This is a genomic window from Achromobacter insuavis (assembly GCF_902859645.1).
GTDB classification, from domain to species: domain Bacteria; phylum Pseudomonadota; class Gammaproteobacteria; order Burkholderiales; family Burkholderiaceae_B; genus Achromobacter; species Achromobacter insuavis.
The window spans coordinates 1-22,261 of the sequence record NZ_CADIJR010000041.1 but is presented as its reverse complement, the minus strand read 5'-3'; the positions used below and the strand labels follow the sequence as shown (position 1 = coordinate 22,261).

21 protein-coding genes are annotated in these 22,261 nt (G+C 67.6%); 10 read left to right on the top strand and 11 right to left on the bottom strand.

All coding sequences use genetic code 11. From position 1 onward, the window contains the following. The first annotated feature begins 34 nt into the window (after window positions 1–34). The 6 genes from gsiB (at window position 35) to H0523_RS19655 (ending at window position 7,493) form a co-directional block, all read left to right on the top strand. A complete protein-coding gene (gsiB, locus tag H0523_RS19680; RefSeq protein WP_054429554.1) occupies window positions 35–1,588 on the top strand; it encodes a glutathione ABC transporter substrate-binding protein GsiB in 1,554 nt (517 codons plus the stop codon). An 88-nt stretch (window positions 1,589–1,676) separates the two neighbouring features. Continuing rightward, window positions 1,677–2,597 carry a glutathione ABC transporter permease GsiC gene (gsiC, locus tag H0523_RS19675; RefSeq protein ID WP_049072229.1) on the top strand — a complete coding sequence of 307 codons (921 nt, stop codon included), beginning with the start codon at window positions 1,677–1,679 and terminating at the stop codon, window positions 2,595–2,597. A 7-nt stretch (window positions 2,598–2,604) separates the two neighbouring features. After that, complete coding sequence (gsiD, locus tag H0523_RS19670; RefSeq protein WP_054429553.1) at window positions 2,605–3,507, top strand: glutathione ABC transporter permease GsiD; 903 nt, start codon at window positions 2,605–2,607, stop codon at window positions 3,505–3,507. A 169-nt stretch (window positions 3,508–3,676) separates the two neighbouring features. Further along, window positions 3,677–4,771: a DmpA family aminopeptidase gene (locus H0523_RS19665; RefSeq protein WP_082385488.1), complete on the top strand. Its 1,095-nt coding sequence runs from the start codon at window positions 3,677–3,679 to the stop codon at window positions 4,769–4,771. A gap of 20 nt (window positions 4,772–4,791) precedes the next feature. Next, a complete protein-coding gene (locus H0523_RS19660) occupies window positions 4,792–5,694 on the top strand; it encodes a M55 family metallopeptidase (RefSeq protein WP_054429551.1) in 903 nt (300 codons plus the stop codon). Between the two features lie 8 nt (window positions 5,695–5,702). After that, entirely contained in the window at window positions 5,703–7,493 is a 1,791-nt protein-coding gene (locus tag H0523_RS19655; protein ID WP_054429550.1) for an aminopeptidase P family protein, read from the top strand. A gap of 77 nt (window positions 7,494–7,570) precedes the next feature. Here the strand turns inward: H0523_RS19655 and H0523_RS19650 are convergent, their stop codons facing one another. Beyond that, window positions 7,571–8,578: a hypothetical protein gene (locus tag H0523_RS19650; protein ID WP_054429549.1), complete on the bottom strand. Its 1,008-nt coding sequence runs from the start codon at window positions 8,576–8,578 to the stop codon at window positions 7,571–7,573. A gap of 192 nt (window positions 8,579–8,770) precedes the next feature. On the opposite strand from H0523_RS19650, the gene pyrG reads away from it, so the two are divergent. The 4 genes from pyrG to ftsB all read left to right on the top strand — a co-directional run bounded on the left by pyrG (window position 8,771) and on the right by ftsB (window position 12,737). Continuing rightward, the gene (gene pyrG, locus H0523_RS19645) at window positions 8,771–10,423 is read left to right on the top strand and encodes a CTP synthase (protein WP_054429548.1); all 1,653 of its coding nucleotides are present in this window, start codon (window positions 8,771–8,773) and stop codon (window positions 10,421–10,423) included. Window positions 10,424–10,650: 227 nt separating this feature from the next. Further along, window positions 10,651–10,935: a DUF1330 domain-containing protein gene (locus tag H0523_RS19640; protein ID WP_054429547.1), complete on the top strand. Its 285-nt coding sequence runs from the start codon at window positions 10,651–10,653 to the stop codon at window positions 10,933–10,935. A gap of 4 nt (window positions 10,936–10,939) precedes the next feature. After that, entirely contained in the window at window positions 10,940–12,226 is a 1,287-nt protein-coding gene (gene eno, locus H0523_RS19635) for a phosphopyruvate hydratase (RefSeq protein ID WP_054429546.1), read from the top strand. Window positions 12,227–12,290: 64 nt separating this feature from the next. Next, window positions 12,291–12,737, top strand: a complete 447-nt coding sequence (ftsB, locus tag H0523_RS19630) for a cell division protein FtsB (RefSeq protein ID WP_006393535.1) — start codon at window positions 12,291–12,293, stop codon at window positions 12,735–12,737. Window positions 12,738–12,818: 81 nt separating this feature from the next. Here ftsB and H0523_RS19625 read toward each other — a convergent pair whose 3' ends face one another. The 10 genes from H0523_RS19625 to H0523_RS19580 form a co-directional block, all read right to left on the bottom strand. Beyond that, complete coding sequence (locus tag H0523_RS19625) at window positions 12,819–13,568, bottom strand: TadE/TadG family type IV pilus assembly protein (protein ID WP_054429699.1); 750 nt, start codon at window positions 13,566–13,568, stop codon at window positions 12,819–12,821. 73 nt (window positions 13,569–13,641) lie between these two features. After that, on the bottom strand, window positions 13,642–14,571 hold the full coding sequence (gene hslO, locus H0523_RS19620; protein WP_054429545.1) for an Hsp33 family molecular chaperone HslO: 930 nt from the start codon (window positions 14,569–14,571) through the stop codon (window positions 13,642–13,644). Window positions 14,572–14,657: 86 nt separating this feature from the next. After that, entirely contained in the window at window positions 14,658–15,179 is a 522-nt protein-coding gene (locus H0523_RS19615; RefSeq protein ID WP_054429544.1) for a gamma carbonic anhydrase family protein, read from the bottom strand. A 46-nt stretch (window positions 15,180–15,225) separates the two neighbouring features. Continuing rightward, complete coding sequence (locus tag H0523_RS19610) at window positions 15,226–16,893, bottom strand: acetate--CoA ligase (protein ID WP_054429543.1); 1,668 nt, start codon at window positions 16,891–16,893, stop codon at window positions 15,226–15,228. A 128-nt stretch (window positions 16,894–17,021) separates the two neighbouring features. Beyond that, entirely contained in the window at window positions 17,022–17,894 is an 873-nt protein-coding gene (locus H0523_RS19605) for a UDP-2,3-diacylglucosamine diphosphatase (RefSeq protein WP_116522752.1), read from the bottom strand. Window positions 17,895–18,000: 106 nt separating this feature from the next. Further along, complete coding sequence (locus H0523_RS19600) at window positions 18,001–18,726, bottom strand: site-2 protease family protein (RefSeq protein WP_054429542.1); 726 nt, start codon at window positions 18,724–18,726, stop codon at window positions 18,001–18,003. A 3-nt stretch (window positions 18,727–18,729) separates the two neighbouring features. Continuing rightward, window positions 18,730–19,638, bottom strand: a complete 909-nt coding sequence (locus tag H0523_RS19595) for a DUF2167 domain-containing protein (RefSeq protein WP_054429541.1) — start codon at window positions 19,636–19,638, stop codon at window positions 18,730–18,732. 151 nt (window positions 19,639–19,789) lie between these two features. Further along, window positions 19,790–20,305: an RDD family protein gene (locus H0523_RS19590; protein WP_054429540.1), complete on the bottom strand. Its 516-nt coding sequence runs from the start codon at window positions 20,303–20,305 to the stop codon at window positions 19,790–19,792. Between the two features lie 153 nt (window positions 20,306–20,458). Next, window positions 20,459–20,647, bottom strand: a complete 189-nt coding sequence (locus H0523_RS19585) for a hypothetical protein (RefSeq protein ID WP_006393542.1) — start codon at window positions 20,645–20,647, stop codon at window positions 20,459–20,461. Window positions 20,648–20,910: 263 nt separating this feature from the next. After that, window positions 20,911–22,254 carry a THUMP domain-containing class I SAM-dependent RNA methyltransferase gene (locus tag H0523_RS19580; protein ID WP_257225160.1) on the bottom strand — a complete coding sequence of 448 codons (1,344 nt, stop codon included), beginning with the start codon at window positions 22,252–22,254 and terminating at the stop codon, window positions 20,911–20,913. Between the last annotated feature and the right edge of the window lie 7 nt (window positions 22,255–22,261).

The window sequence follows — 22,261 nt, the reverse complement described above, 5'->3', positions numbered from 1 at the left end:
AACCCCCTAATTCCTCACGGAACCAGGAGTTGCAATGATGAAAGTTCTGCGCCCCACCAAGCTGATGGCCGCCGCCGCGGTGGCCTTCGGCGTGCTCACCTCGCCGCTGGCGCATGCTGCCAAGGACGTGACGTTTGCCGTCTCCATCGCGCTGGAAACGCTCGATCCGTACAACACCAACAGCACGCTGAACCAGGCGGCCGGCAAGGCCTACTACGAAGGCCTGTTCGAGTTCGACAAGGACCTGAAGGTCCAGAAGGTGCTGGCCACCGACTACACCGTCAGCGAAGACGGCCTGGTGTACACCTTCAAGCTGCGCGATGGCGTCAAGTTCCATGACGGCACCCCGTTCAACGCCGAAGCCGTCAAGATCAACTTCGACCGTCCGGCCAACCCGGAAAACCGCCTGTCGCGCTACATCCAGTTCAGCGTCATCGAGAAGATCGAAGTGATCGACCCGCTGACCGTCAAGATCACGCTGAAGAAGCCGTTCTCGGCCTTCATCAACGCGCTGGCCCACCCGGCCGCCATGATGATCTCGCCGGCCGCCCTGGCCAAGTACGGCAAGGAAATCGGCTTCCACCCGGTCGGCACCGGCCCGTTCGAATTCGTCGAATGGAAACCGGCCGAATACCTGAAGGTCAAGAAGTTCGACGGCTACTGGAAGAAGGGCTACCCCAAGGTCGACACCCTGACGTTCCGCACCGTCACCGACAACAACACCCGCGCCGCCGTGGTGCAGACGGGCGAAGCGCAGTTCGCTTTCCCGGTGCCGTTCGAGCAGGCCGCCGTGCTGGCCAAGAACGACAAGCTGGACGTGGTCGACCACAAGAACTCGATCATGGCCCGCTACCTGTCGATGAACGTGCAGCAAAAGCCGTTCGACAACGTCAAGGTGCGTGAAGCCATCAACTACGCCATCAACAAGGAAGCCCTGGCCAAGGTCGCTTTCTCGGGCTACGCCACCGTCGTCGACGGCGTCGTGCCGACCGGCGTGGACTTCGCCCACAAGACCGGCCCGTGGCCGTACGACATCAAGAAGGCCAAGGCCCTGCTGGCCGAAGCCGGCTACCCCAATGGCTTCGAAAGCCAGCTCTGGTCCGCCTACAACGACGGCACCTCGGTGAAGGTGGTGCAGTTCCTGCAGCAGCAACTGGCGCAAGTCGGCATCAAGGTGTCGGTCGAAGTGCTGGAATCGGGCCAGCGCGTGCAGCGCGTGCAACAGGTGCAGAAGCCTGAAGACGCCAAGGTCCGCATGTACTACGCCGGCTGGTCGTCCTCGACCGGCGAAGCCGACTGGGGCCTGCGTCCGCTGCTGACCACCGCCGCGTTCCCGCCGGTGCTCAACAACGTGTCGTACTACTCGAACAAGTCGGTTGACGACGGCATCCAGCAAGCCCTGGCGACGACCGACCGCGCCAAGAAGACCGAGATCTACAAGACCGTTCAGGAAACCATCTGGAAGGACGCCCCGTGGGCCTTCCTGGTGACCCAGAACAACCTGTACGTCAAGTCGAAGAACCTGTCGGGCGTGTACGTGGAACCGGACACCTCGTTCTGGTTCGGCGACATCGAACTGAAGCAGTAATCCGGCGGTAACTCTCGGGGCCGCAAGGCCCTTGCAAGGCCACATACGGCGGGGACGCGGTGTCCCCGCCGATGTTGCAGGAATTTCAATGCTGACCTACATCGTCAAACGTCTTTTGGGCATGATCCCCACGCTGCTGCTGGTGGCCGTGGTCGTGTTCCTGTTTGTGCACATGCTTCCGGGCGACCCGGCGCGACTGGCCGCGGGCCAGGAGGCCGACCAGCAGACCGTCGAACTGGTGCGCAAGGAACTGGGCCTGGATCTGCCCCTGCCGCAGCAGTTCGTGCGCTACTTCAGCCACATGCTGCAAGGCGACCTGGGTACCTCGCTGCGTACCAAGCGTCCCGTCTCGACCGAAATCGCCGATCGCTTCATGCCCACCATGTGGCTGACGATCGCCAGTATGGCCTGGTCCGTCACCTTCGGCATGATCATCGGGATCGTGTCCGCCGTCTGGCGCAACCGCTGGCCCGATCGCCTGGGCATGACGCTGGCGGTGTCCGGCATCTCGTTCCCCGCGTTCGCGCTGGGCATGATGCTGATGCAGATCTTCTCCGTGAACCTGGGCTGGCTGCCGACCGTGGGCGCCTCCAGCTGGAAACACTACATACTTCCGTCCATCACGCTGGGCGCGGCCGTGGCCGCGGTGATGGCGCGCTTCACCCGCGCTTCCTTCGTCGAAGTGGTGCAGGAAGACTTCGTGCGCACCGCCCGCGCCAAGGGCCTGAGCGAGCGCCGCGTGGTCATCAAGCACGCGCTGCGCAACGCGCTGATTCCGGTCGTCACCATGATGGGCCTGCAGTTCGGCTTCCTGCTGGGCGGCTCGATCGTGGTCGAGACGGTGTTCAACTGGCCCGGCCTCGGCCGCCTGCTGGTCGATGCCGTGACCCAGCGCGACTACCCGGTGATCCAGGGCCTGGTGCTGCTGTTCTCGTTCGAATTCATCCTGATCAACCTGATTGTCGACGTGCTCTACGGCGTCATCAATCCCAGCATCCGTTACAAGTGAGGCGGCCATGAGCAATACGACACCCGCCGCAACCGTCGCCACCGCCGTGCCCAAGAACGACGTGCGCACGCCCGCCACCGAGTTCTGGCGCAAGTTCAAGAAGCAGAAGCTGGCCGTGGGCGCCGGCCTCTTCGTCCTGCTGCTGGTCGTGGTGGCGATCCTGGCCCCCTGGATCGTGCCGTTCGACCCGGAGAACTTCTTCGACTACGACGCCCTCAATGCCGGTCCCTCGTGGACGCACTGGCTGGGCGTGGACTCGCTGGGCCGCGACATCTTCAGCCGCATCATCATGGGCGCGCGCATCTCGCTGGCCGCCGGCTTCCTGTCCGTCGCCATGGGCGCCGTCGTCGGCACCTTCATGGGCCTGATGGCGGGCTACTACGAAGGCTGGTGGGAGCGCATCACGATGCGCGTCTCCGACGTGCTGCTGGCGTTCCCCGGCATGCTGCTGGCGATTGGCGTGGTCGCGATCCTGGGCTCGAGCATGGTCAACGTGATCGTGGCCGTGGCCGTGTTCAGCGTGCCGGCGTTCGCCCGCCTGGTGCGCGGCAACACGCTATCGATCAAGCAGATGACCTACGTCGAGGCGGTCAAGAGCGTGGGCGCGTCCGACTGGACCATCATCATGCGCCACATCCTGCCCGGCACGATCTCGCCGATCGTGGTGTACGGCACGATGCGTATCGGCACCTCGATCATCACCGCGGCCAGCCTGTCGTTCCTGGGCATGGGCGCCTCGCCCCCCACGCCGGAGTGGGGCGCGATGCTGAACGAGGCGCGCGCCGACATGGTGATCGCCCCGCACGTGGCGATCTTCCCGGCGCTGGCGATCTTCCTGACCGTGCTGGCGTTCAACCTGCTGGGCGACGGCCTGCGCGACGCGCTCGATCCCAAGATCGATCGCAAGTAACCGCCAAGCGGATGATGGCCACCGCGCCGGCCGCCCCTCGGGGCTCGGCGCGCGGCATCGGATCCCTTGCCGCCGCCCGCGTCCGGGCGCCCGCCTCGCGGCGCGCGCCACGGCCACGCAGGACGGCGGCATTTTGCATTCTGGAGCGTGGCGACACGCAGCGACAAGCATGGACAAACAAGCGTTGGACCAACCCCGCATCGGCAAGCTGGAGGCCGGCCCGCTCGATTCGATCTGCGACGTGGGCGACATCAGCGTCGGCCACTGCACGCTGGACGACGGCGCGCGGCAGACCGGCGTGACCGTGGTGCGGCCGCACGGCGGCAATCTGTTCCTGGACAAGGTGCCGGCGGCCGCCACGGTGCTGAACGGCTTCGGCAAGAGCACCGGCCTGGTCCAGGTGCAGGAACTGGGCGTGCTGGAAACGCCGATCGCGCTGACCAACACCTTCGGCGTGGGCACCGTGGCCAACGCCCAGATCCGTTCGGCGGTGGCGGCCACGCCCGAGATCGGCCGCGGCATGTCGACGGTCAATCCGCTGGTGTTCGAGTGCAACGACGGCTACCTGAACGACATCCAGGCCATGGCGGTGCAGGAGTCGCACTACGCCCAGGCGCTGGCCGCCGCGGACAAGCGCATGGCGCAGGGCGCGGTCGGCGCCGGCCGCGGCATGTCGTGCTTTTCCTTCAAGGGCGGCATCGGCTCGGCCTCGCGCCTGGCATCGATCCAGCCGGGCCTGCGCTACACCGTCGGCGCGCTGGTGCTGGCCAATTTCGGCCGCCTGCCCAATCTGACCGTGGCCGGCCGGCCCTTCGGCCGGCGGCTGGCGGATCAACTGGACCGCGGCCTGGCGCAGGCGGGCGAGAACGCCGCCATCGTGCCGGAGAAGGGCTCCATCATCCTGCTGGTGGCGACCGACGCGCCGCTCGACGCGCGCCAGTTGCGCCGCCTGTCGCTGCGCGCCGGCGCCGGCCTGGCCCGCACCGGCTCGGTGTTCGGCCATGGCAGCGGCGACATCGCGCTGGCGTTCTCCACCGCGTACACCGTGCCGCAACAGGCCGAACAGCCGATGCCGGCGCTGGCCATGCTGCACGAAACCCGCATCGATCCGCTGTTCGAGGCGGCCGCCGAGGCCTGCGAGCAGGCCATCATCGCCGCGCTGTGGCAGGCCGAAAGCGTGCGGGGCCGCGATGGCCATCACCGCGCCGCCCTCCGCGACGCCGCTCCCGACTGGCGCCAATGGCTGGCGGACACCGAATTCTGAATCCCACCAAGGCACACCCCATGAAAATCCTGATTTCCACCGATATCGAAGGCGTCGCCGGCGTCTTCCACGCCGAACAAGTGCGCGCAGGCAACGGCGAATACGAACGCGCCCGCGCCTGGATGACCGCCGAGGCCAACGCGGCCGTGCAGGGCGCCATCGCCGGCGGCGCCGAAGAGATCCTGGTCAACGATTCGCACGGCGGTTTCCGCAACCTGCTGCCGGACGGCCTGGACGAACGCGCCCGCCTGGTGCTGGGCAAGCCGCGCTACCTGGGCATGATGGGCGGCCTGGAAGAGGGCTGCGACGCGGTCTTCATGATCGGCTATCACTCGCGCTCGCAGGGTCGCGGCATTCTCGCGCACACCATCAACAGCTTCGCCTTCTCGCGCGTCTTCATCAATGGCATGGAGCTGGGCGAGGCCGGCCTGTACGGCGCGCTGGCCGGTGAAATGGGCGTGCCCGTCATCCTGGCCACCGGCGACGACGTGTTCATCGCCGAGACCACCGACCTGTTCCCCGGCGCGCAGTGGGTGCAGACCAAGGTCGCCCACGGCCAGGGCAGCGGCGTGACGCTGTCGCCGGCGGCCTCGCGCCGCGCGATCGCCGCCGCCGCGGAGACCGCCGTGCGCAACCTGAAGGGAACGACCCCCACGCCGCGCCCGCAAGGCGGGCTTGCTGCCCCCCAGGGGGGCGTTTCCACCTCGGGGCGGCCCAGCGGTGGAAAGGCGGTTCCTTTCCGCATCCCCGCCCCTATAGAATGCCGGTTGCAGACCCAGAGCGCGGCGCTCGCCGACCTGTTCTGCATGTGGCCCACGCTGGAGCGCGTGGACGGCGTGACGCTGCGGTTCACCACCGACAGCATGCAGGCCGCCGTTCGCACCCTGAACAGCCTGGCCGCGATGTCCTTCATGTTGCGCTAAGGAAACCCATGTCCAGCACCGACACCCGTATTGCCCAACTGCGGCAGGCCATGCGCCGCCGCGGCCTGTCCGCCTATATCGTGCCGTCCTCGGATCCGCACCTGTCCGAGTACCTGCCGGCGCGCTGGCAGGGCCGGCGCTGGCTGTCGGGCTTCACGGGTTCGGTGGGCACGCTGGTGGTGACCGCTGATTTCGCCGGCCTGTGGGTCGACAGCCGCTACTGGGTGCAGGCCGAGGCGCAACTGGCCGGCACCGGCGTGCAGCTGATGAAGATCGCCGTCGCCACCACGCCGGGCCATGTGGACTGGCTGGCCGCCAACACCCGCGCCGGCGACGTCATCAGCGTCGATGGACAGGTGCTGGGCCTGGCCGCGTTCCGCGCGCTGTCGGTGGCCGCCGCCACGTCCGGCGCCACGCTGGAGATCCGCGCCGACCTGCTGGACGATATCTGGACCGACCGCGCCGGCCTGCCGCAGGCCGCGATCTACGAACACGTGGCGCCGCAGGCCTGTGTCGCGCGCGCCGACAAGCTGGCCCAGGTGCGCGCCGCCATGCGCGCCCACGGCGCCGACGTGCATTTCGTCAGCACGCTCGACGACATCGCCTGGCTCTTCAACCTGCGCGGCGCCGACGTCGACTACAACCCGGTGTTCGTCGGCCATGCGCTGATCGGCCCGGACCACGCCACCCTGTTCGTGGCCGACGGCAAGATCGACGCCGCCCTGCGCGACACGCTGGCCGCCGATGGCGTCGAGGTGGCCGATTACGCCCAGGCCGCCGACGCGCTGGCCTCGCTCGAACTGGACCAGAAGCTGCTGATCGATCCGGCCCGCGTCACCTGCGGCGTGTTCCACGCGATGGATCCGGCCGTGCCGCGCGTCGAGGCGATCAACCCGTCCACCCTGATCAAGTCGCGCAAGACCGACGCCGAACTGGCCAACGTGCGCCACGCGATGGCGCAGGATGGCGCCGCCCTGTGCGAGTTCTTCGCCTGGTTCGAAGGCGCGCTGGGCAACGAGCGCATCACCGAGCTGACCATCGACGAGCAGATCACCGCCGCCCGCGCGCGCCGCCCGGACTACGTCTGCCCCACCTTCGCCACCATCGCCGGCTTCAACGCCAACGGCGCCATGCCGCACTACCGCGCCACGGCCGAGTCGCACGCCACCATCGAAGGCGACGGCCTGCTGCTGATCGACTCCGGCGGCCAGTACCTGGGCGGCACCACCGACATCACCCGCGTGGTCGCGGTGGGCACGCCCAGCGCCGACCAGAAGGTCGACTTCACGCTGGTGCTCAAGGGCATGATCGCGCTGTCGCGCGCCTCGTTCCCGCGCGGCACGCCGTCGCCGATGCTGGACGCCATCGCGCGCGCCCCGATCTGGGAAGGCGGCGCGGAATACGGCCACGGCACCGGCCACGGCGTCGGCTATTTCCTGAACGTGCACGAAGGCCCGCAGGTCATCTCCTATCGCGCGGCTCCCGGCCCGCACACGGCGATGGAGCCGGGCATGATCACCTCCAACGAACCGGGCATCTACCGCCCGGGCCGCTGGGGCGTGCGCATCGAGAACCTGGTGGCCAACCGCGCCTGGCTGACGTCCGAGCTGGGCGAGTTCCTGTGCTTCGAGACGCTGACGCTGTGCCCGATCGACACGCGCTGCATCGAGCCGTCGCTGTTGCGTGCCGACGAAACCGCGTGGCTCAACGACTATCACAAGACCGTGTTCGAGCGCCTGTCGCCGCTGGTGGAAGGCGAGGCCCTGGCCTGGCTGGAGCGTCGCACGGCGGCCATCTGATCGTCGTTTCCGACCATGAAAAAAGGCCCCGAGGGGCCTTTTTTCATGGCATGCGCGCCATCGCGCGGCGCTCACGCTCAGGCCGACGCGCTCTCCGGCGGCGTCCCGCGACGGTGGTAGAGCAGCCGGGCGCCGAGGTAGCAGCTCAGCGCCAGCAGCACGCTGTAGATCAGCACCGACACCACCGAGGTCGTGTACGACGCGGCCGTGCGCATCAGCTGGCTCCAGGTCATTGACCAGATGATCAAAAGCGCCAGGCCGATTCCCAGCACCTGGGTCAGCCAGAAGGCGAAGGTGCCGTGGGCGATGGCGCGGCCCATGCCGGCTACGCCCAGCACTGGCGGCAGGCTGCGCAGGCAGACCCATGCAGCCAGCGCCAGCAGCAACGCGGGCACGATCCAGTAGCCGATCGCGTGTTCCAGCATGCCGGCCGATCCCGCATAGGTCATGAAGTACAGGCCGATCACCAGCGCGACATGCAATTGCCACAGCAGCAGCGTCAGCGCGGCGATCCACGCGGCGTGGCGCCGCTGCAGGGACGGCGCCTGCGCGGCGGCGACGGGCGTGACGCTCCAGGCCGCGATGCGCACCGCCAGCCAGCTGCCCAGGATGGTGAGCAGGATGGCGCACAGCTTGGGCGGCAGGGCCATCAGGAGCATGCGGCGGGCGCCGTAATAGCCGAAGGCCTGGTTCACCCATTCCTTGTGCTTGAAGATGAGCGTGTAGAAACCGTGCTGCAGCAACGCCAGCCCGGTCGAGATCAGCACGAACAGCACCAGCGAGACCGCCAGCAGCACGGCCACCATCCGGCCCGGGCGGTCGACGTCGCCCGCGTTGTGCCGGCGCAGCCAGCGCTGCGTGGCGCCCCAGGTGGTCAGGCCGACCAGGATGCAGCCGGCGACGATGTTCACTACCGTGCTCGCCACCATGTCGGGCCGGGCAAACGCCTCGCGCGTCAGCGCGGCCAGCGGTCCGGCGCTTACCAGGTAGAGCTGAACCAGGATGGCGCCCAGCAGCTGCAGGCCGACGGCGGCGGTGGTCAGGCGCCTGGCCAGCGCGTTCGGGTGTGCGGTCGGAAGGTTCATCGGCAGGGGCCTCGGGACGAGAAAATCGGGGACGACCATAGCATGATGGCCGCCGTCACGGCATTTCGGTCTTGCGCGCGAGTGCAGCCAAATGTTACGCCTGGCCGCTAGGGGAAAACCCAGACAAGTTCCGCCTCCCGGCTATAATCCAAATTTCCCGCACGCGCCCGCTCGTCCCGGGCGCTTATTACGATGACCAAATACGTATTTGTCACCGGCGGAGTGGTGTCTTCCCTGGGCAAGGGCATCGCCGCTGCGTCGCTTGCCGCCATCCTCGAGTCGCGTGGTCTGCAAGTCACCATGCTCAAGCTCGACCCCTACATCAACGTCGATCCGGGCACCATGAGCCCGTTCCAGCACGGTGAAGTGTTCGTCACGGAAGACGGCGCGGAAACCGACCTGGACCTGGGCCACTACGAGCGTTTCGTCTCAGCCCGCATGCACAAGGTGAACAACTTCACCACCGGGCAGATCTACGAATCGGTGCTGCGCAAGGAGCGCCGGGGCGACTACCTGGGCAAGACCGTCCAGGTCATTCCGCACATCACCAACGAGATCCAGGACTTCATCGCCCGTGGCGCTGACGCCGCCTGGAACGGCAACACCGACGTCGCCATCGTCGAGATCGGCGGCACCGTGGGCGACATCGAATCGCTGCCCTTCCTGGAAGCCGCGCGTCAGATGAGCCTGCGCATGGGCCGCAACAACGCCGCCTTCGTGCACCTGACGCTGGTGCCGTTCATCGCGTCCGCCGGCGAGCTCAAGACCAAGCCGACCCAGCACTCGGTGCAGAAGCTGCGCGAAATCGGCATCTACCCGAACGCGCTGCTGTGCCGCGCCGACCGTCCCATCCCGGACGACGAGCGCGCCAAGATCTCGATGTTCTCCAACGTCCCCCTGGATGCCGTCATCTCGGTGTGGGACGCCGACTCGATCTACAAGATCCCGGCCATGCTGCACAAGCAGGGCGTGGACAACATCGTCTGCGAAGCGCTGGGCCTGACCCCGCCGCCGGCCGACCTGTCCATGTGGGACAACCTGGTCTACGCGCTCGAACACCCCGAGCACCAGCTGACCATCGGCATGGTCGGCAAGTACGTCGACCTGACCGAGTCGTACAAGTCGCTGACCGAAGCCCTGGTGCACGCCGGCATCCACACGCGCTCGAAGATCAATATCGAGTACATCGATTCCGAAGACATCGAAACGCGCGGCACCGAGCAGCTCAAGCACCTGGACGCCATCCTGGTTCCGGGCGGCTTCGGCAAGCGCGGCACCGAGGGCAAGATCGCCGCGATCCGCTACGCCCGTGAAAACGGCGTGCCGTACCTGGGCATCTGCCTGGGCATGCAACTGGCCGTGATCGAATTCGCGCGCCACGTGGCCGGCCTGGGCGGCGCCAACAGCACCGAGTTCGATCCGTCGGCGCCGCATCCCGTGGTGGCCCTGATCACCGAATGGATGGACCGCGAAGGCAAGGTCGAGAAGCGCGACAACTCGTCCGACCTGGGCGGCACCATGCGCAAGGGCGCGCAGCGCGTGCCGATCAAGTCCGGCACCCGCGCCCAGTCGATCTACGGCGACGAAGTCAACGAGCGCCATCGCCACCGCTACGAAGTCAACAACGTCTACGTGCCGCGCCTGGAAGAGGCTGGCATGGTGATCAGCGCGCGCACGCCGACCGAGAACCTGCCGGAAATGATGGAACTGCCCGACCACCCCTGGTTCGTCGGCGTCCAGTTCCACCCGGAGTTCACGTCCACCCCGCGTGACGGCCATCCGCTGTTCTCCAGCTACATCCGCGCCGCCATCGAGCAGAAGGCTCGCCGCGGCCAGGGGGCGTAATGGGGGTCGGCGGCACCGAGCCGCGCTTTTGCGCCGCCCGGGCCGCCGGTCTTGTTCCCGCCTTCGCTCCTGGCGGACAATGCGCCGTGGCCCCGGGCCACGGCGCTGCTTTCGGATACAACCACTTAGCATCGGACAGGCACGGCCTGGCCGTGTTGCGAGACACTGCCCGAGTCATGCGGTCCGGCGCCGCGACCCCATCAACGCAACTGCTCTGAAGGAACCCCATGAGTGCCTACCTCATCGCCGACGTCACAGTGACCAAGCCCGCGCAGTACGAGGATTACAAGCGTCTGTCCACGCTCGCCATGCGCGCGTACGATGCCAAGATCCTGGTGCGCGGCGGCGAATCCCGGCACCTCGAGGGGCGTGAGCCCGGCCGCACCGTCGTCATGGAGTTTCCCTCCCTGGCCGCGGCCCAGGCCTTCTACGACTCCTGGCAGTACCGACGCGCCCGCAATGCCCGCGAAGGCGCGGCCGTGATGAATATGTTTATCGTTCAGGGAATGTAAAGTCATGAGTGCAATCGTCGATATCATCGGCCGCGAGATTCTGGATTCGCGCGGCAACCCGACCGTCGAATGTGACGTGTTGCTGGAGTCCGGCGCCATGGGCCGCGCGGCCGTGCCGTCGGGCGCGTCCACCGGCGCCCGCGAAGCCATCGAGCTGCGCGACGGCGACAAGGGCCGCTACCTCGGCAAGGGCGTGCTGCGCGCCGTCGAGAACCTCAATACCGAGATCTCGGAAGCCCTGATGGGCCTGGACGCCCAGGAGCAGACCTTCGTCGATCGCACCCTGATCGAGCTGGACGGCACCGAGTCCAAGGAACGCCTGGGCGCCAACGCCATCCTGGCCGCCTCGATGGCCGTGGCCCGCGCCGCCGCCGACGAATCCGGCCTGTCGCTGTACCGCTACTTCGGCGGCAGCGGCCCCATGAGCATGCCCGTGCCGATGATGAACGTCATCAACGGCGGCGCGCACGCCAACAACACCCTCGACCTGCAGGAACTGATGATCCTGCCGGTGGGCGCGGGCAGCTTCCGTGAAGCCCTGCGCTGGGGCGCCGAAGTCTTCCACATGCTCAAGAAGCTGATCCACGGCCAGGGCATGTCCACCGCGGTGGGCGACGAAGGCGGTTTCGCCCCCAACGTCCCCAGCCACGAAGCCGCGATCCAGCTGATCCTGAAGGCCATCACCGAAGCCGGCTACGAGCCGGGCACGCAGATCGCCCTGGGCCTGGACTGCGCCAGCTCCGAGTTCTACCGCGACGGCAAGTACACCCTGGCCGGCGAAGGCGGCATCTCGCTGTCCTCGCAGGAATTCACCAATCTGCTGGCCACCTGGTGCGACAAGTACCCGATCATCTCGATCGAAGACGGCATGGCCGAAAACGACTGGGAAGGCTGGAAGCTGCTGACCGACCAGCTCGGCAAGAAGGTGCAGCTGGTGGGCGACGACCTGTTCGTCACCAACACCAAGATCCTGCGCGAAGGCATCCAGAAGGGCGTCGCCAACTCGATCCTCATCAAGATCAACCAGATCGGCACCCTGACCGAAACCTTCGCCGCCATCGAAATGGCCAAGCGCGCCGGCTACACCGCCGTCGTCTCGCACCGTTCGGGCGAAACCGAGGATTCGACCATCGCCGACATCGCCGTGGCCACCAACGCCATGCAGATCAAGACCGGCTCGCTGTCGCGTTCGGATCGCATGGCCAAGTACAACCAGCTGCTGCGCATCGAGGAAGAGCTGGCCGAAGTCGCGTCGTACCCCGGTCTGGAAGCCTTCTACAACTTGCGTTAATGTAAGCGGGCCGCGGCGCGCGCCGCGGCCTTCTTCGCGCCACGACTGCTGAGGGTTCCTGCGTATGCGCCTGTTGTTCCTGGTGCTGTTCGTGCTGGTAGGGCTGATCCAATACCCGCTCTGGCTGGGTAAGGGTGGCTGGTTCAAGGTCTGGGACCTGCAACGCCAGGTGGCGGCGCAGCGCGAGACCAACGAAGGCCTGCGCGCGCGCAACGCGGCCCTGGAAGCCGAAGTCCGCGACCTGGAAAACGGCTCCGGCGCCATCGAGGAACGGGCCCGCGGCGAACTGGGCATGATGCGCGACGGCGAAGTCTTCGTGCACATCCTGCCGCAGAACACCCAGCCGCCCGCGGGCGGCGCATCGCTGGCCACCGAGGCCGCCACCCGTCCGGCCACCCCGGTGCGCGCCAGCGCGCCGGCCACGCCCGCCAGGCCGGCTCCGGCCGCGACTTCCGCCACGCGGCCGGCCAATGCCCGGCCCGCCAACGGCGCCGCCACGCCCCAACGCTGATCGCCACGCGTCCGGGCCATGCCCGGACCCGCCAACGGTCCCGTCATATTCCAGCGCTGATGTCCGCGCCACCTCGTCCGTTCACGGGCAGTGGAGGCCGCGGCACGCCCCGGCCACCATGCCGGGCGGATACGGTTGGCCGCCGCGCCAGTCCACGGGATGGCTGTGCATTTCCATGTCGAGTTCCATGCCGATCGGCGCCAGGCCGCTCGCCCTGGCTGCGTTCGCGTAGCTGCCGTCGGCGCCGGCCAGCCCCGCCAGCAGCGCGCGCAGCGGCGGCAACAGGGGACGGTACAGATAGGTCAGCCGCAGCCTGAGCGTATTGGCCAGGAAGATGCTGCGGCTGTCCGGCAGATCGGGCCGGCGCGCGTATTGCAGCGCCTGGTAGGCGTTGTCGATGGCCGGCAGGCCGGCGGGCGCGTCGGTGCGCAGCCCCGGCCGCGCATGATCGCGGAAGGCCTGGGCGTCGGGCCGCAGGATCTCGATGCGCCAGGCGGGCGCGCCCACCCGCGCGGCGATGCGCGCCTGGGCGTTGGCCTGGCGGCGGCGGGCGCCGGCTTGGCCGCCGCCGCCTGCGTGCAGCGGCAGCAGGGCCTGCTGGAACGCCGCGCGGATGCGGACCGGATCGGCGTGGGCGGTGGCGCCAGCGCGGGCCGCCTGCAACAGGGCCAGGTGGACGATCTGGCGGGTCAGCTGCCAGCGGACGGCCTCGACCGTGCCCAGCGCCAGCAGCAGCACCAGGACGGCGGCCAGGGTGAATTCGAGGGCGGCGGCGCCGCGCTGGGACGGGCGCGTGGCGGAAAAGCGCGAGGCGACAAAAAAGGCGGTCATGGCCGGCCAGTCTGGCGCGGGCATGACCGCCTGTCGATTCGTACAAGCCGAGGGGCGGGCCCCCGGCGCGGGTTCAATGGACGGTAGGCGGCGCGTCGTCGTTGGCCGGCTGGCTGGCGGTGAACAGCGCGGCGCAATCGACCGCGTCGAAGACGTAGGGCTTGCCGCAGAAGTCGCAGGCCACGTCGACTTGGCCGCGTTCGGCCAGGATGTCGTCGACCTCGACCTGGCCCAGCGAGCGCAGCATGTTGGCCACGCGCTCGCGGGTGCACGGACAGTGCCAGCGCACCGGCAGCGGATCGAACGCCACCAGCGTTTCTTCCCAGAACAGGCGGTGGATCAGGGTGTCGATCTCGGTGGTCAGCAGTTCATCGCGCTTGAGCGTGGTGGCCAGCGCCGTGGCGCGGTCCCAGGTCTCGGTGGCGGCCTGCTCACTGAGCGTCGTCGCATCCGAGCCGCCGTGGTGGGGCAGGCGCTGGATCAGCATGCCGGCGGCATGGTCGGCGTCGGCGCCCAGCCACAGGCGGGTGTCGAGCTGTTCGGAGGCCTTCATGTAGTGCTGCAGGGCCTCGGCGACGGTTTCGCCTTCCAGCGGCACGATGCCCTGGTAGGCCTGCTGGCCGGGCACCTTGTGCTGGGGATCCAGTACCACGATGAAACGGCCGTTGCCGCCGGGGTTCAGCAGGCTCTGCATGTCGCCATCGGCCGGCACGTCGTGGCCCTCGCGCACCTTGACGGTGGCGCGCAGGCTGAGGTCGGAACGGCATTCCACCACCAGCAGGGCGATCGGGCCGTCGCCCTGGATCTGCAGCACCAGCGAGCCGTCGAACTTGATGTTGGCGGCCAGCAGGGTGGAGGCCGCCACCAGTTCGCCCAGCAGGTGGGTGATGGCGGGCGGGTAGTCGTGGTTGGCCTGGACGGCCTTCCAGGTATCCGTGAGGCGCACCGCTTGGACGCGGACGCTGCGGTCTTCGAGGAGGTATTTCTTGAGCTGATCGGTCATGGCGGAATGTTAGCCGATCGGGCGGCCGATTCCCCCTGCCGGCGGCAGGGGTGTAGGCGGTTGCCGGGGTGTCCCCGGCGGCAGGCTCAGGCCAGCCGTTTCAGGGCCGTCTTGTAGTGTTGGCCGCGCGCCACGTAATGGGCGGTGTTCTTGTGCAGATTGGCGATTTCCTCGGCCGACAGCTCGCGCACGATCTTGCCGATGCCGATGACCAGGGAATTGTCCGGAATCACCCGGTCTTCCGGGATGATGGCGCCAGCGCCGATCAGGCAGTTGCGGCCGATCACGGCGTTGTTCAGCACGATCGCCTGCATGCCCACCAGCGCGCCTTCGTGGATGGTGCAGCCATGCAGCATGGCCTGGTGGCCCACGGTGACGTTCGGGCCGATGGTCATGGGACAGCCGGTATCCACGTGCAGCACGCTGCCTTCCTGGATATTGGAGCCGTGGCGAATCAGGATGGCGTCGTTGTCGCCGCGGATCGAGACGTGCGACCAGATGCTGACGCCGGCCTCCAGCGTGACGTTGCCGATGATGTCGGCGCTGTCGGCCACGTAGGCGGCGGGATCGATGCGGGGAATGAGGTCGTCGAGCTGGTAAATGGGCATGCCCTGTCTCCGGGTACGGCGGCGGGTCTCTGCGGACCCGCCCGCGTCATTGGGGCCTGGACGCCTGGGCGCGTTCTTCTTCGCGCTGGCGCAGGATGCGACGCTGGATTTTACCGGTGGTGGTCATGGGCAATTCGTCGACGAATTCGATTTCCTTCGGGTACTCATAGGGCGCCAGGCGCTCGCGCACGTGTTCCTGCAGGTTCTCGATGATGTCGCTGCGGTCGCGCTGGGCGAATTCGGGCGTCAGCACGACATACGCCTTGACCACCGCGCCGCGCTCGGCGTCCGGCTTGGGCACCACCGCGGCATTGGCCACGGCCGGGTGTCCGATCAGGCAGCTTTCGATCTCGCCGGGGCCGATGCGGTAGCCCGACGACTTGAATACGTCGTCGGCGCGGCCGGCGTACCAGAGGTAGCCGTCGGCGTCGATCCGGGCCAGGTCGCCCGTCAGGCACCAGTCGCCCTTGAACTTGGTCTGGGTGGCGGCGTCGTTGCGCCAGTAGCCCAGGAACAGGATCGGGTCGGGAAATCCGTGGATGTCATAGCGATTCACGGCTATCTCGCCGGTTTCTCCGGCCGCCACCGGCTGGCCGGCGTCGTCCAGCACCGCCACGCGATGGCCGGGGTAGGGCCGGCCCATGCTGCCCGCCTTGGCCGGCCAGCGCTTCTGGCTGTTGCCGACCACGTAGTTCATCTCGGTCTGGCCGAACATCTCGTTGGGCGTCACGCCCAGCGCCGAGCGGCACCATTCGAAGACGGTCTCGCCGACGCTTTCGCCGGCGCTCATGATCGACCGCAGGGCCAGCTGGTACTGATTGCGAGGCTCGGGCACGGCCTTCATCATCATCTTCAGCGCGGTCGGGAACAGGAAGGTGTTGGTGACCTGGTAACGCTCCATCAGCTCGAAGGCGCGCTCGACCGAGAAGCGGCCGCGGGTGCCGACGATGGGGTGGCCGAAATACAGCGTCGGCAGCAGCGCGTCCATCATGCCGCCGGTCCAGGCCCAGTCGGCGGGCGACCAGAACACGTCGGCGGGCCGCGGGAACCAGTCCTGCGAGGCCACGAAGCCCGGCAGGTTGCCGATCAGCGCGCTGTGCGGCAGCAGGGCGCCCTTGGGCGCGCCGGTGGTGCCGGAGGTATAGAGCAGGATGGCGGGGTCCGACGAACGCGTCGGCACCGGCTTGAATTCGCTGGGTTGGCGCGCCAGCAGGCTGCGCCAGGGCAGGACGCGCTCGTCGGCGAAGCCGATGCCGATGATCTGTTGCAGGTTGGGGCAGTGGTCGCTGACGGCCAGCAGGTTGGCGCTGGAGGCATGATCGACGATGGCGACGCGGGTTTCCGAATCGCACAGGCGGCTCTGCAGGGCTTCGGGGCCGAACAGCGCCGACAGCGGCAACACCACCGCGCCCACGCTGTAGATGGCCATGTGGGCGACCACGGTCTCCGGGCGTTGCCCCAAAACCACACCGACCCGGTCGCCCCGGCCCACGCCCATCTTCACCAGGCCATTGGCCAGCTGATTGGCGGCCTCGGCCAGCCGCGCATAGGTCCAGACCTCGCGGTTGCCGGCTTCATCTTCGTAGTAGATGGCGATGCGCCGCGCATCCGGACTACTGGATGCCCAGCGGTGGCAGCACGCTTCCGCTATGTTGAACTGGGTGGGAACCAGCCAGCGGAATGTTTGGTAGAGCACCTGATATTGGTCGTTCATGGCCCTATGTTGTAAGCATGTTGCAGCGTGAACGGGTCAGTTTTTGCCCGTTGCCCCAATTGCAAGCATGACCTAGAGGGCCGTGAACTGCAATATCCCCGTTGCGTAACGGGGACGTATAAGGGTTATCACGGGTGTTTGCCCTGGCGGCGTAGCGCCGACGGCAGCGCCGGCAGGGACAGCGAGCGGGGTTTGCGCTGCGCCGGGTCGGCCTGGCGCTCGGCCTGGATCGCGGCCCAGTCCAGCAACTGCAGCTGGCCGTCATGGGTCTCGGCCAGGGCCGACAGGCTTTCCACCCAGTCGCCGTCGTTGCAGTACAGGATGCCGCCGACGTCGCGCAGCTCGGCCTTGTGGATGTGGCCGCAGACCACCCCGTCCAGGCCGCGGCGGCGAGCCTCGCCGGCCAGCGCTTCCTCGAAGTCGGTGATGAACGACACCGCGTTCTTGACCTTGTGCTTGAGGTACTGCGACAGCGACCAGTAATGCAGCCCCATGCGGTGGCGCAGGCGGTTGAAATGGTGGTTGATCCACAGCGCCAGCTGATAGAGGCCATCGCCCAGGTGCGCCAGCCAGCGGCTGTGCTGGATCACGCCGTCGAACTGGTCGCCGTGCAGCACCAGCAGGCGCAGGCCCTTGGCGGTGACGTGCACGTCTTCGTCCAGGATCTCGATGTCGCCGAAGGCGTAGCCGGCGAACTCGCGCGCGAATTCGTCATGGTTGCCGGGGATGAACACCACCCGGGTACCGTTGCGGGCCTTGCGCAGGATGCGCTGGATCACGTCGTTGTGGGCCCGCGGCCAGTGCCAGTGCTTGCGCAGTTGCCAGCCGTCGACGATGTCGCCGACCAGGTACAGGGTGTCGGAATCGTTGTGCTCGAGGAAATCCAGCAGGAACTCCGCCTTGCACCCGGCGGTGCCCAGGTGAATGTCGGAAATCCAGAGAGCGCGCCAGTGCGTGGGGCGGATTTCGTTCACGGTGCTATCCATGGGGGCTGTCGTCATGCCTGGGAATGAAACCATCCCGCGATGACCGTGACATGAAAAAAAAGTGACGCTGTTGTGACGGCCGCGCCCGCTTCGGCGCTGGCGGCCGTCAAACAGGGGAGGTTCAGCCGCGCAGGTGCCCCAGCATGTCGTGCACGTCGTGCGCCATGATCGCCAGCACGCAGACCAGGCCCAGGTAGGCGCAGGTATAGGTCAGCTTGCTTTCCAGCGTGGTGCCGTAATAGGCCTGGTTCTCGGGCAGCGACGGGTCGTACTTGAAGGCCCGCAGCACGTTGGGAAAGGCCAGCACGGCCACCAGGATCAGGATCGGGCTGGGACGCCAAAAGAACAGGGCCACCAGCACCGGCACGCCCACCAGCCAGATGCGCGGCGACAGCACCGCGGTGATGCGGCCGCCGTCGAAGGGCGACAGCGGGATCAGGTTGAACAGGTTGATGAAGAAGCCCGCGTAGGACAGCGCCAGCAGCAGGTCGCTGCCGGTGCTGCGCGCCGCGAAATAGCAGGCCAGCGACGCCACCGTGCCCGCCAGCGGGCCGCCCAGGCCCACGTAGGCCTCGGTGTCGGCGTCGTGCGGCATGTCCTTGAGCTGGATCCAGGCGCCGACGAACGGGATGAAGACCGGCGCGCCCACATCCAGGCCGCGCTGGCGCGCGGCCACGTAGTGGCCCAGCTCATGCACCAGCAGCAACAGCACGAAGCCGGCCGCGTAGCGCCAGCCGAAGACGAAGGCATAGACCGCCACCGACAGCAGCATGGTGCCGCCGGTGGCGAACAGCTTGCCGAACTTCAGGTATTTCAGCCCTGAGAACAGCAGTAGCAGCAGCTTCATCGCTCAGGGCTGTTGCTGTTCGGCCTTCTTGCCGCGAAAGCGCTTCCACAGCCCGCCGCCCAGCGCCGCGGCGGCCAGGATGCCGACCTTGGCGAACTTGGCCAGGAACGCGGCGATCACGGCGAACAGGCCCAGCTTCTTGGCGGCGACGCCCGCGACCAGCGCGGCCAGGCCGTATTCGGCGACCTTGTCGGTGGACGAGTTGAAGTCGGCGTAGCGCTTGCCCTCGACGTACTTCAGGTTGTCCAGCAGGGTCAGCACCGCGGTCTTGTCCTTCGGCACCAGGTTCTTCTGCGTGATCAGGTCCAGCGTGATGTAGCCGTCGCGGCCCAGCGCGTAGGTGTTGTAGTTGACTGTGGGGTTGTCGTTGGCCGCTTCGCCCTTGTGCTTGACGGCGACCGACCAGACCAGGCGCTGGGTGTTGCTGTCGTACTTGGGCGCCTCGACCCAGCCGTCCATGACCAGTTCGGGGAAGCCGCGCTTCTTGCGCTCGACGTTGGACTCTTCGGTGCCGTCGCGCAGGCTGTCCAGCAGTTCGTTGACGTTCCAGTTCTTGGCGTCGTCGTCCTTGATGTAGCCGGCCTTGTCGAAGTTGACGGTGATGACCCAGTCGTCATCGTCGCCCTTGGGCATGACCACGCCCAGCAGCGACGGGTCCTTGCCGTTGCCGTAGGCGGCCATCAGGCGGTCGGCCTGGATGCGCGGCACGAAGAACATCGATTCGGGCAGGTGCACCACGGCCTGGTCGCCCAGCTTCACGTCGGCCGGGCCTTCCTGGGCGGCCGCGTAGGCCGCTTTCATCGCGGCTTCGATCTCCTGTTGCGCGGCGGCGTTCTGGGCCGAGGCGCCGAACGGCAGGAACAGGAGGGCGCTGGCGGCGGCCAGCGACAGGCGGGAAAGGAGTGCGCGCATGATTAGTTATTGGAGCGTCTATGAAAGGGGCCCCATTGTCTTTGCGCGCGACTTTCAACTTTCTGAAAGCCTGCACCAAATTCGCCGCACGATTTTGCCAGTTGTAAGCAGGTATGTTCAGCGCGCGGTCAGCCGTGCGCCACTGCCCGGTTCAACGCGCCTTCTTGCGCTGCGGCGCATTGCGCAGGCGGGTGCCGAGCAGGCGGTCGTGCAGGAACTGGCCGTCCGGGTCGACCCATGACCAGAGGAAGATCGCGAAGGGCGCGGCGACGATGAACATGTCCATCGACGGCCAGCCGGTGGCGATGGCGCCGGCCCACACCAGGGCGGCGCCGGCCAGCACCAGGGGCCAGGCCAGCACGTAACGCAGGATCAGGCGGGGCGTGGACGGCGTCTGGCCATCGCGGTCGACCAGGCGGATGTTCCAGGTCTTCATCGGCAGCGTCTGGCCGCGGCGGCGCCAGCACAGCACGAAATAGGCGCCGATCGCCACGAACAGCCAGGCCTGGCGCAGCGGCCGCAGTTCCAGCGCGTTGCGGCTCTGGGTCAGGGTGTCCATCAGGTAGCCCGCCAGGAAAACCACGCCGAACAGCAGCACGGCTTCGTACATCATGCAGGCGAACCGGCGCAGCCGGTTGGGGGTCTGGTCGAGGGAGGCGTCGGTCATGGGCCGGTATTATCCGACAAAGCCGCCGCCCGTTGGGTTGACGCTTTCCCGGTGCCGACCATAAAAAAAACCCGCCGGTAAGGGCGGGTCTATAAAAGGGGCTATGCAGCCCCCAAGGGGAAATCGTTCAGGCCCGAAGGCCTGGGTCCTGCTTCAGGCGGCGGAGTGCGCGTTCTTGGCGCTCGTCTTGCCAGCCAGGGCACGGACGCCGTGGGCCAGCTTACGCAGGCCCGCGGCCAACGCACGCATCGGGTGCGGGCGGAACTGTTCTTCAATGGCCTGGAGCATCAGTTGACGCTCGAGTTCGTCGGTCAGGCGGATGGTGTTGTTCGGGTTGATCACAATAGCCTCCACGGGCTTGCACTGTTGTTTAGCTACTAGGGATAACCCGAATTATAGGGTTAACCCTGAAACTGTGCAAGCACCTGGTGCGTATCGGCAACACCTTGGTGCTGATGATGCCCCAAATCGGCGCTGCGGGGCACCATAAGCAAAGATACGGGCGCGATGTTGCGGCGCTTTTACAACGCGCGGGCAGCGGGGAAGCAGGGTGAAAAGAGGGAGGCGCCCGGGGGAGAACCGCCCCGGGCGCGGGTGGCAGGGCGTCAGGCGTCGCGGTAGCCGGCGGCGACCAGTTCGAAGCCGAACAGGCGGCAGTCCAGGGCGCCGTTGTGCAGGGGCACACGGCGCTTGGGCTTGAGGCGCATCTGGTTGGGCAAAGTCAGGTCGCTGGTGATGATATGCAGCTGCCAGCCGGCGAAATTGCGCTTCAGGCAGGCGGCCCAGTCGCGCCACAGGTCGGCGTCCTGCTCGGTCGCCATGCGCTCGCCGTAGGGCGGGTTGGTGACGATCCAGCCATGGTCGGCCGGCGCCTGCACTTCGCGGGCGTCGCCCACCTCGAAACGGATGGAGTCGGCGGTGAGCCAGGCGCGCTCGGCGTTGTTGCGGGCGAATTCGACCGCCTGCGGGTCCAGGTCGTAGCCAACCAGCGGCGCGTCCAGCTGCGGCAGGATGCGTAAGCGGGCGTCGTCCTTCAGGTCGCGCCAGCGGTAGGCGTCGTGGCCGCGCAGGCGCTCGAAGCCGAACGGACGCGAGATGCCGGGAGGCACGCCCAGCGCGATCCAGGCGGCCTCGATCAGGATGGTGCCCGAACCGCAGAACGGGTCCAGCAGCGGCGCGGCCGGGTCCCAGCCCGCCAGCGCCAGCATGCCGGCGGCCAGGTTCTCGCGCAGCGGCGCGTCGCCCTTGTCCAGGCGCCAGCCGCGCTTGAACAGCGATTCACCCGAGGTGTCCAGGTACAGCGTGGCGGTGTGGCCGGTCAGGAACAGGTGCACGCGCGCGTCGGGGCGGACCGTGTCGATGCTGGGGCGTTCGCCTTCCAGCTCGCGCAGGCGGTCGCAGATGCCGTCCTTGGCGCGCAGGTTGCAGTACTGCAGGCTCTGCACCGGGCTCTTGATCGCCGAGGTGTCGACGCGCAGCGTCTGCTCGGCGCCGAACCAGCGTTCCCAGGGCGTGTCGCGGGCCAGGTCGAGGATGTCGTCTTCGTGCGAGATCTCGGCGTGGGCGACCTGCACCAGGATGCGGGTGGCCAGGCGCGAATACAGGTTGGCGCGCTGCACGCCGGCCCAGTCGGCGGTGAAGGAGCAGCCGGCGCGGCCGGCTTCGGCGTCGTCGTAGCCCAGGGCCTGCATTTCGGCGGTCAGGGCTTCCTCCAGGCCCTGCGGGCAGGGGGCGAAGACCTTGAAACGCTCGGCCTGGCGCGGCTCGCGCGGGCGGCGTTCGCGGATCTCGACGGCGGGCGCGTGGTCGCGCGGCGCGTCGGCGTCGCGGGCCGCGCCGGCGTCGATCGGCGCGTCGTCGTCGTAATCGGGTTCCGGCGCGAATTCGGGCGCGGGGCCGTCGTCCTCGAACGGATCGTAGAAGCGGCCGGCGGGCGTGGCCGGGGCGATGTACTGG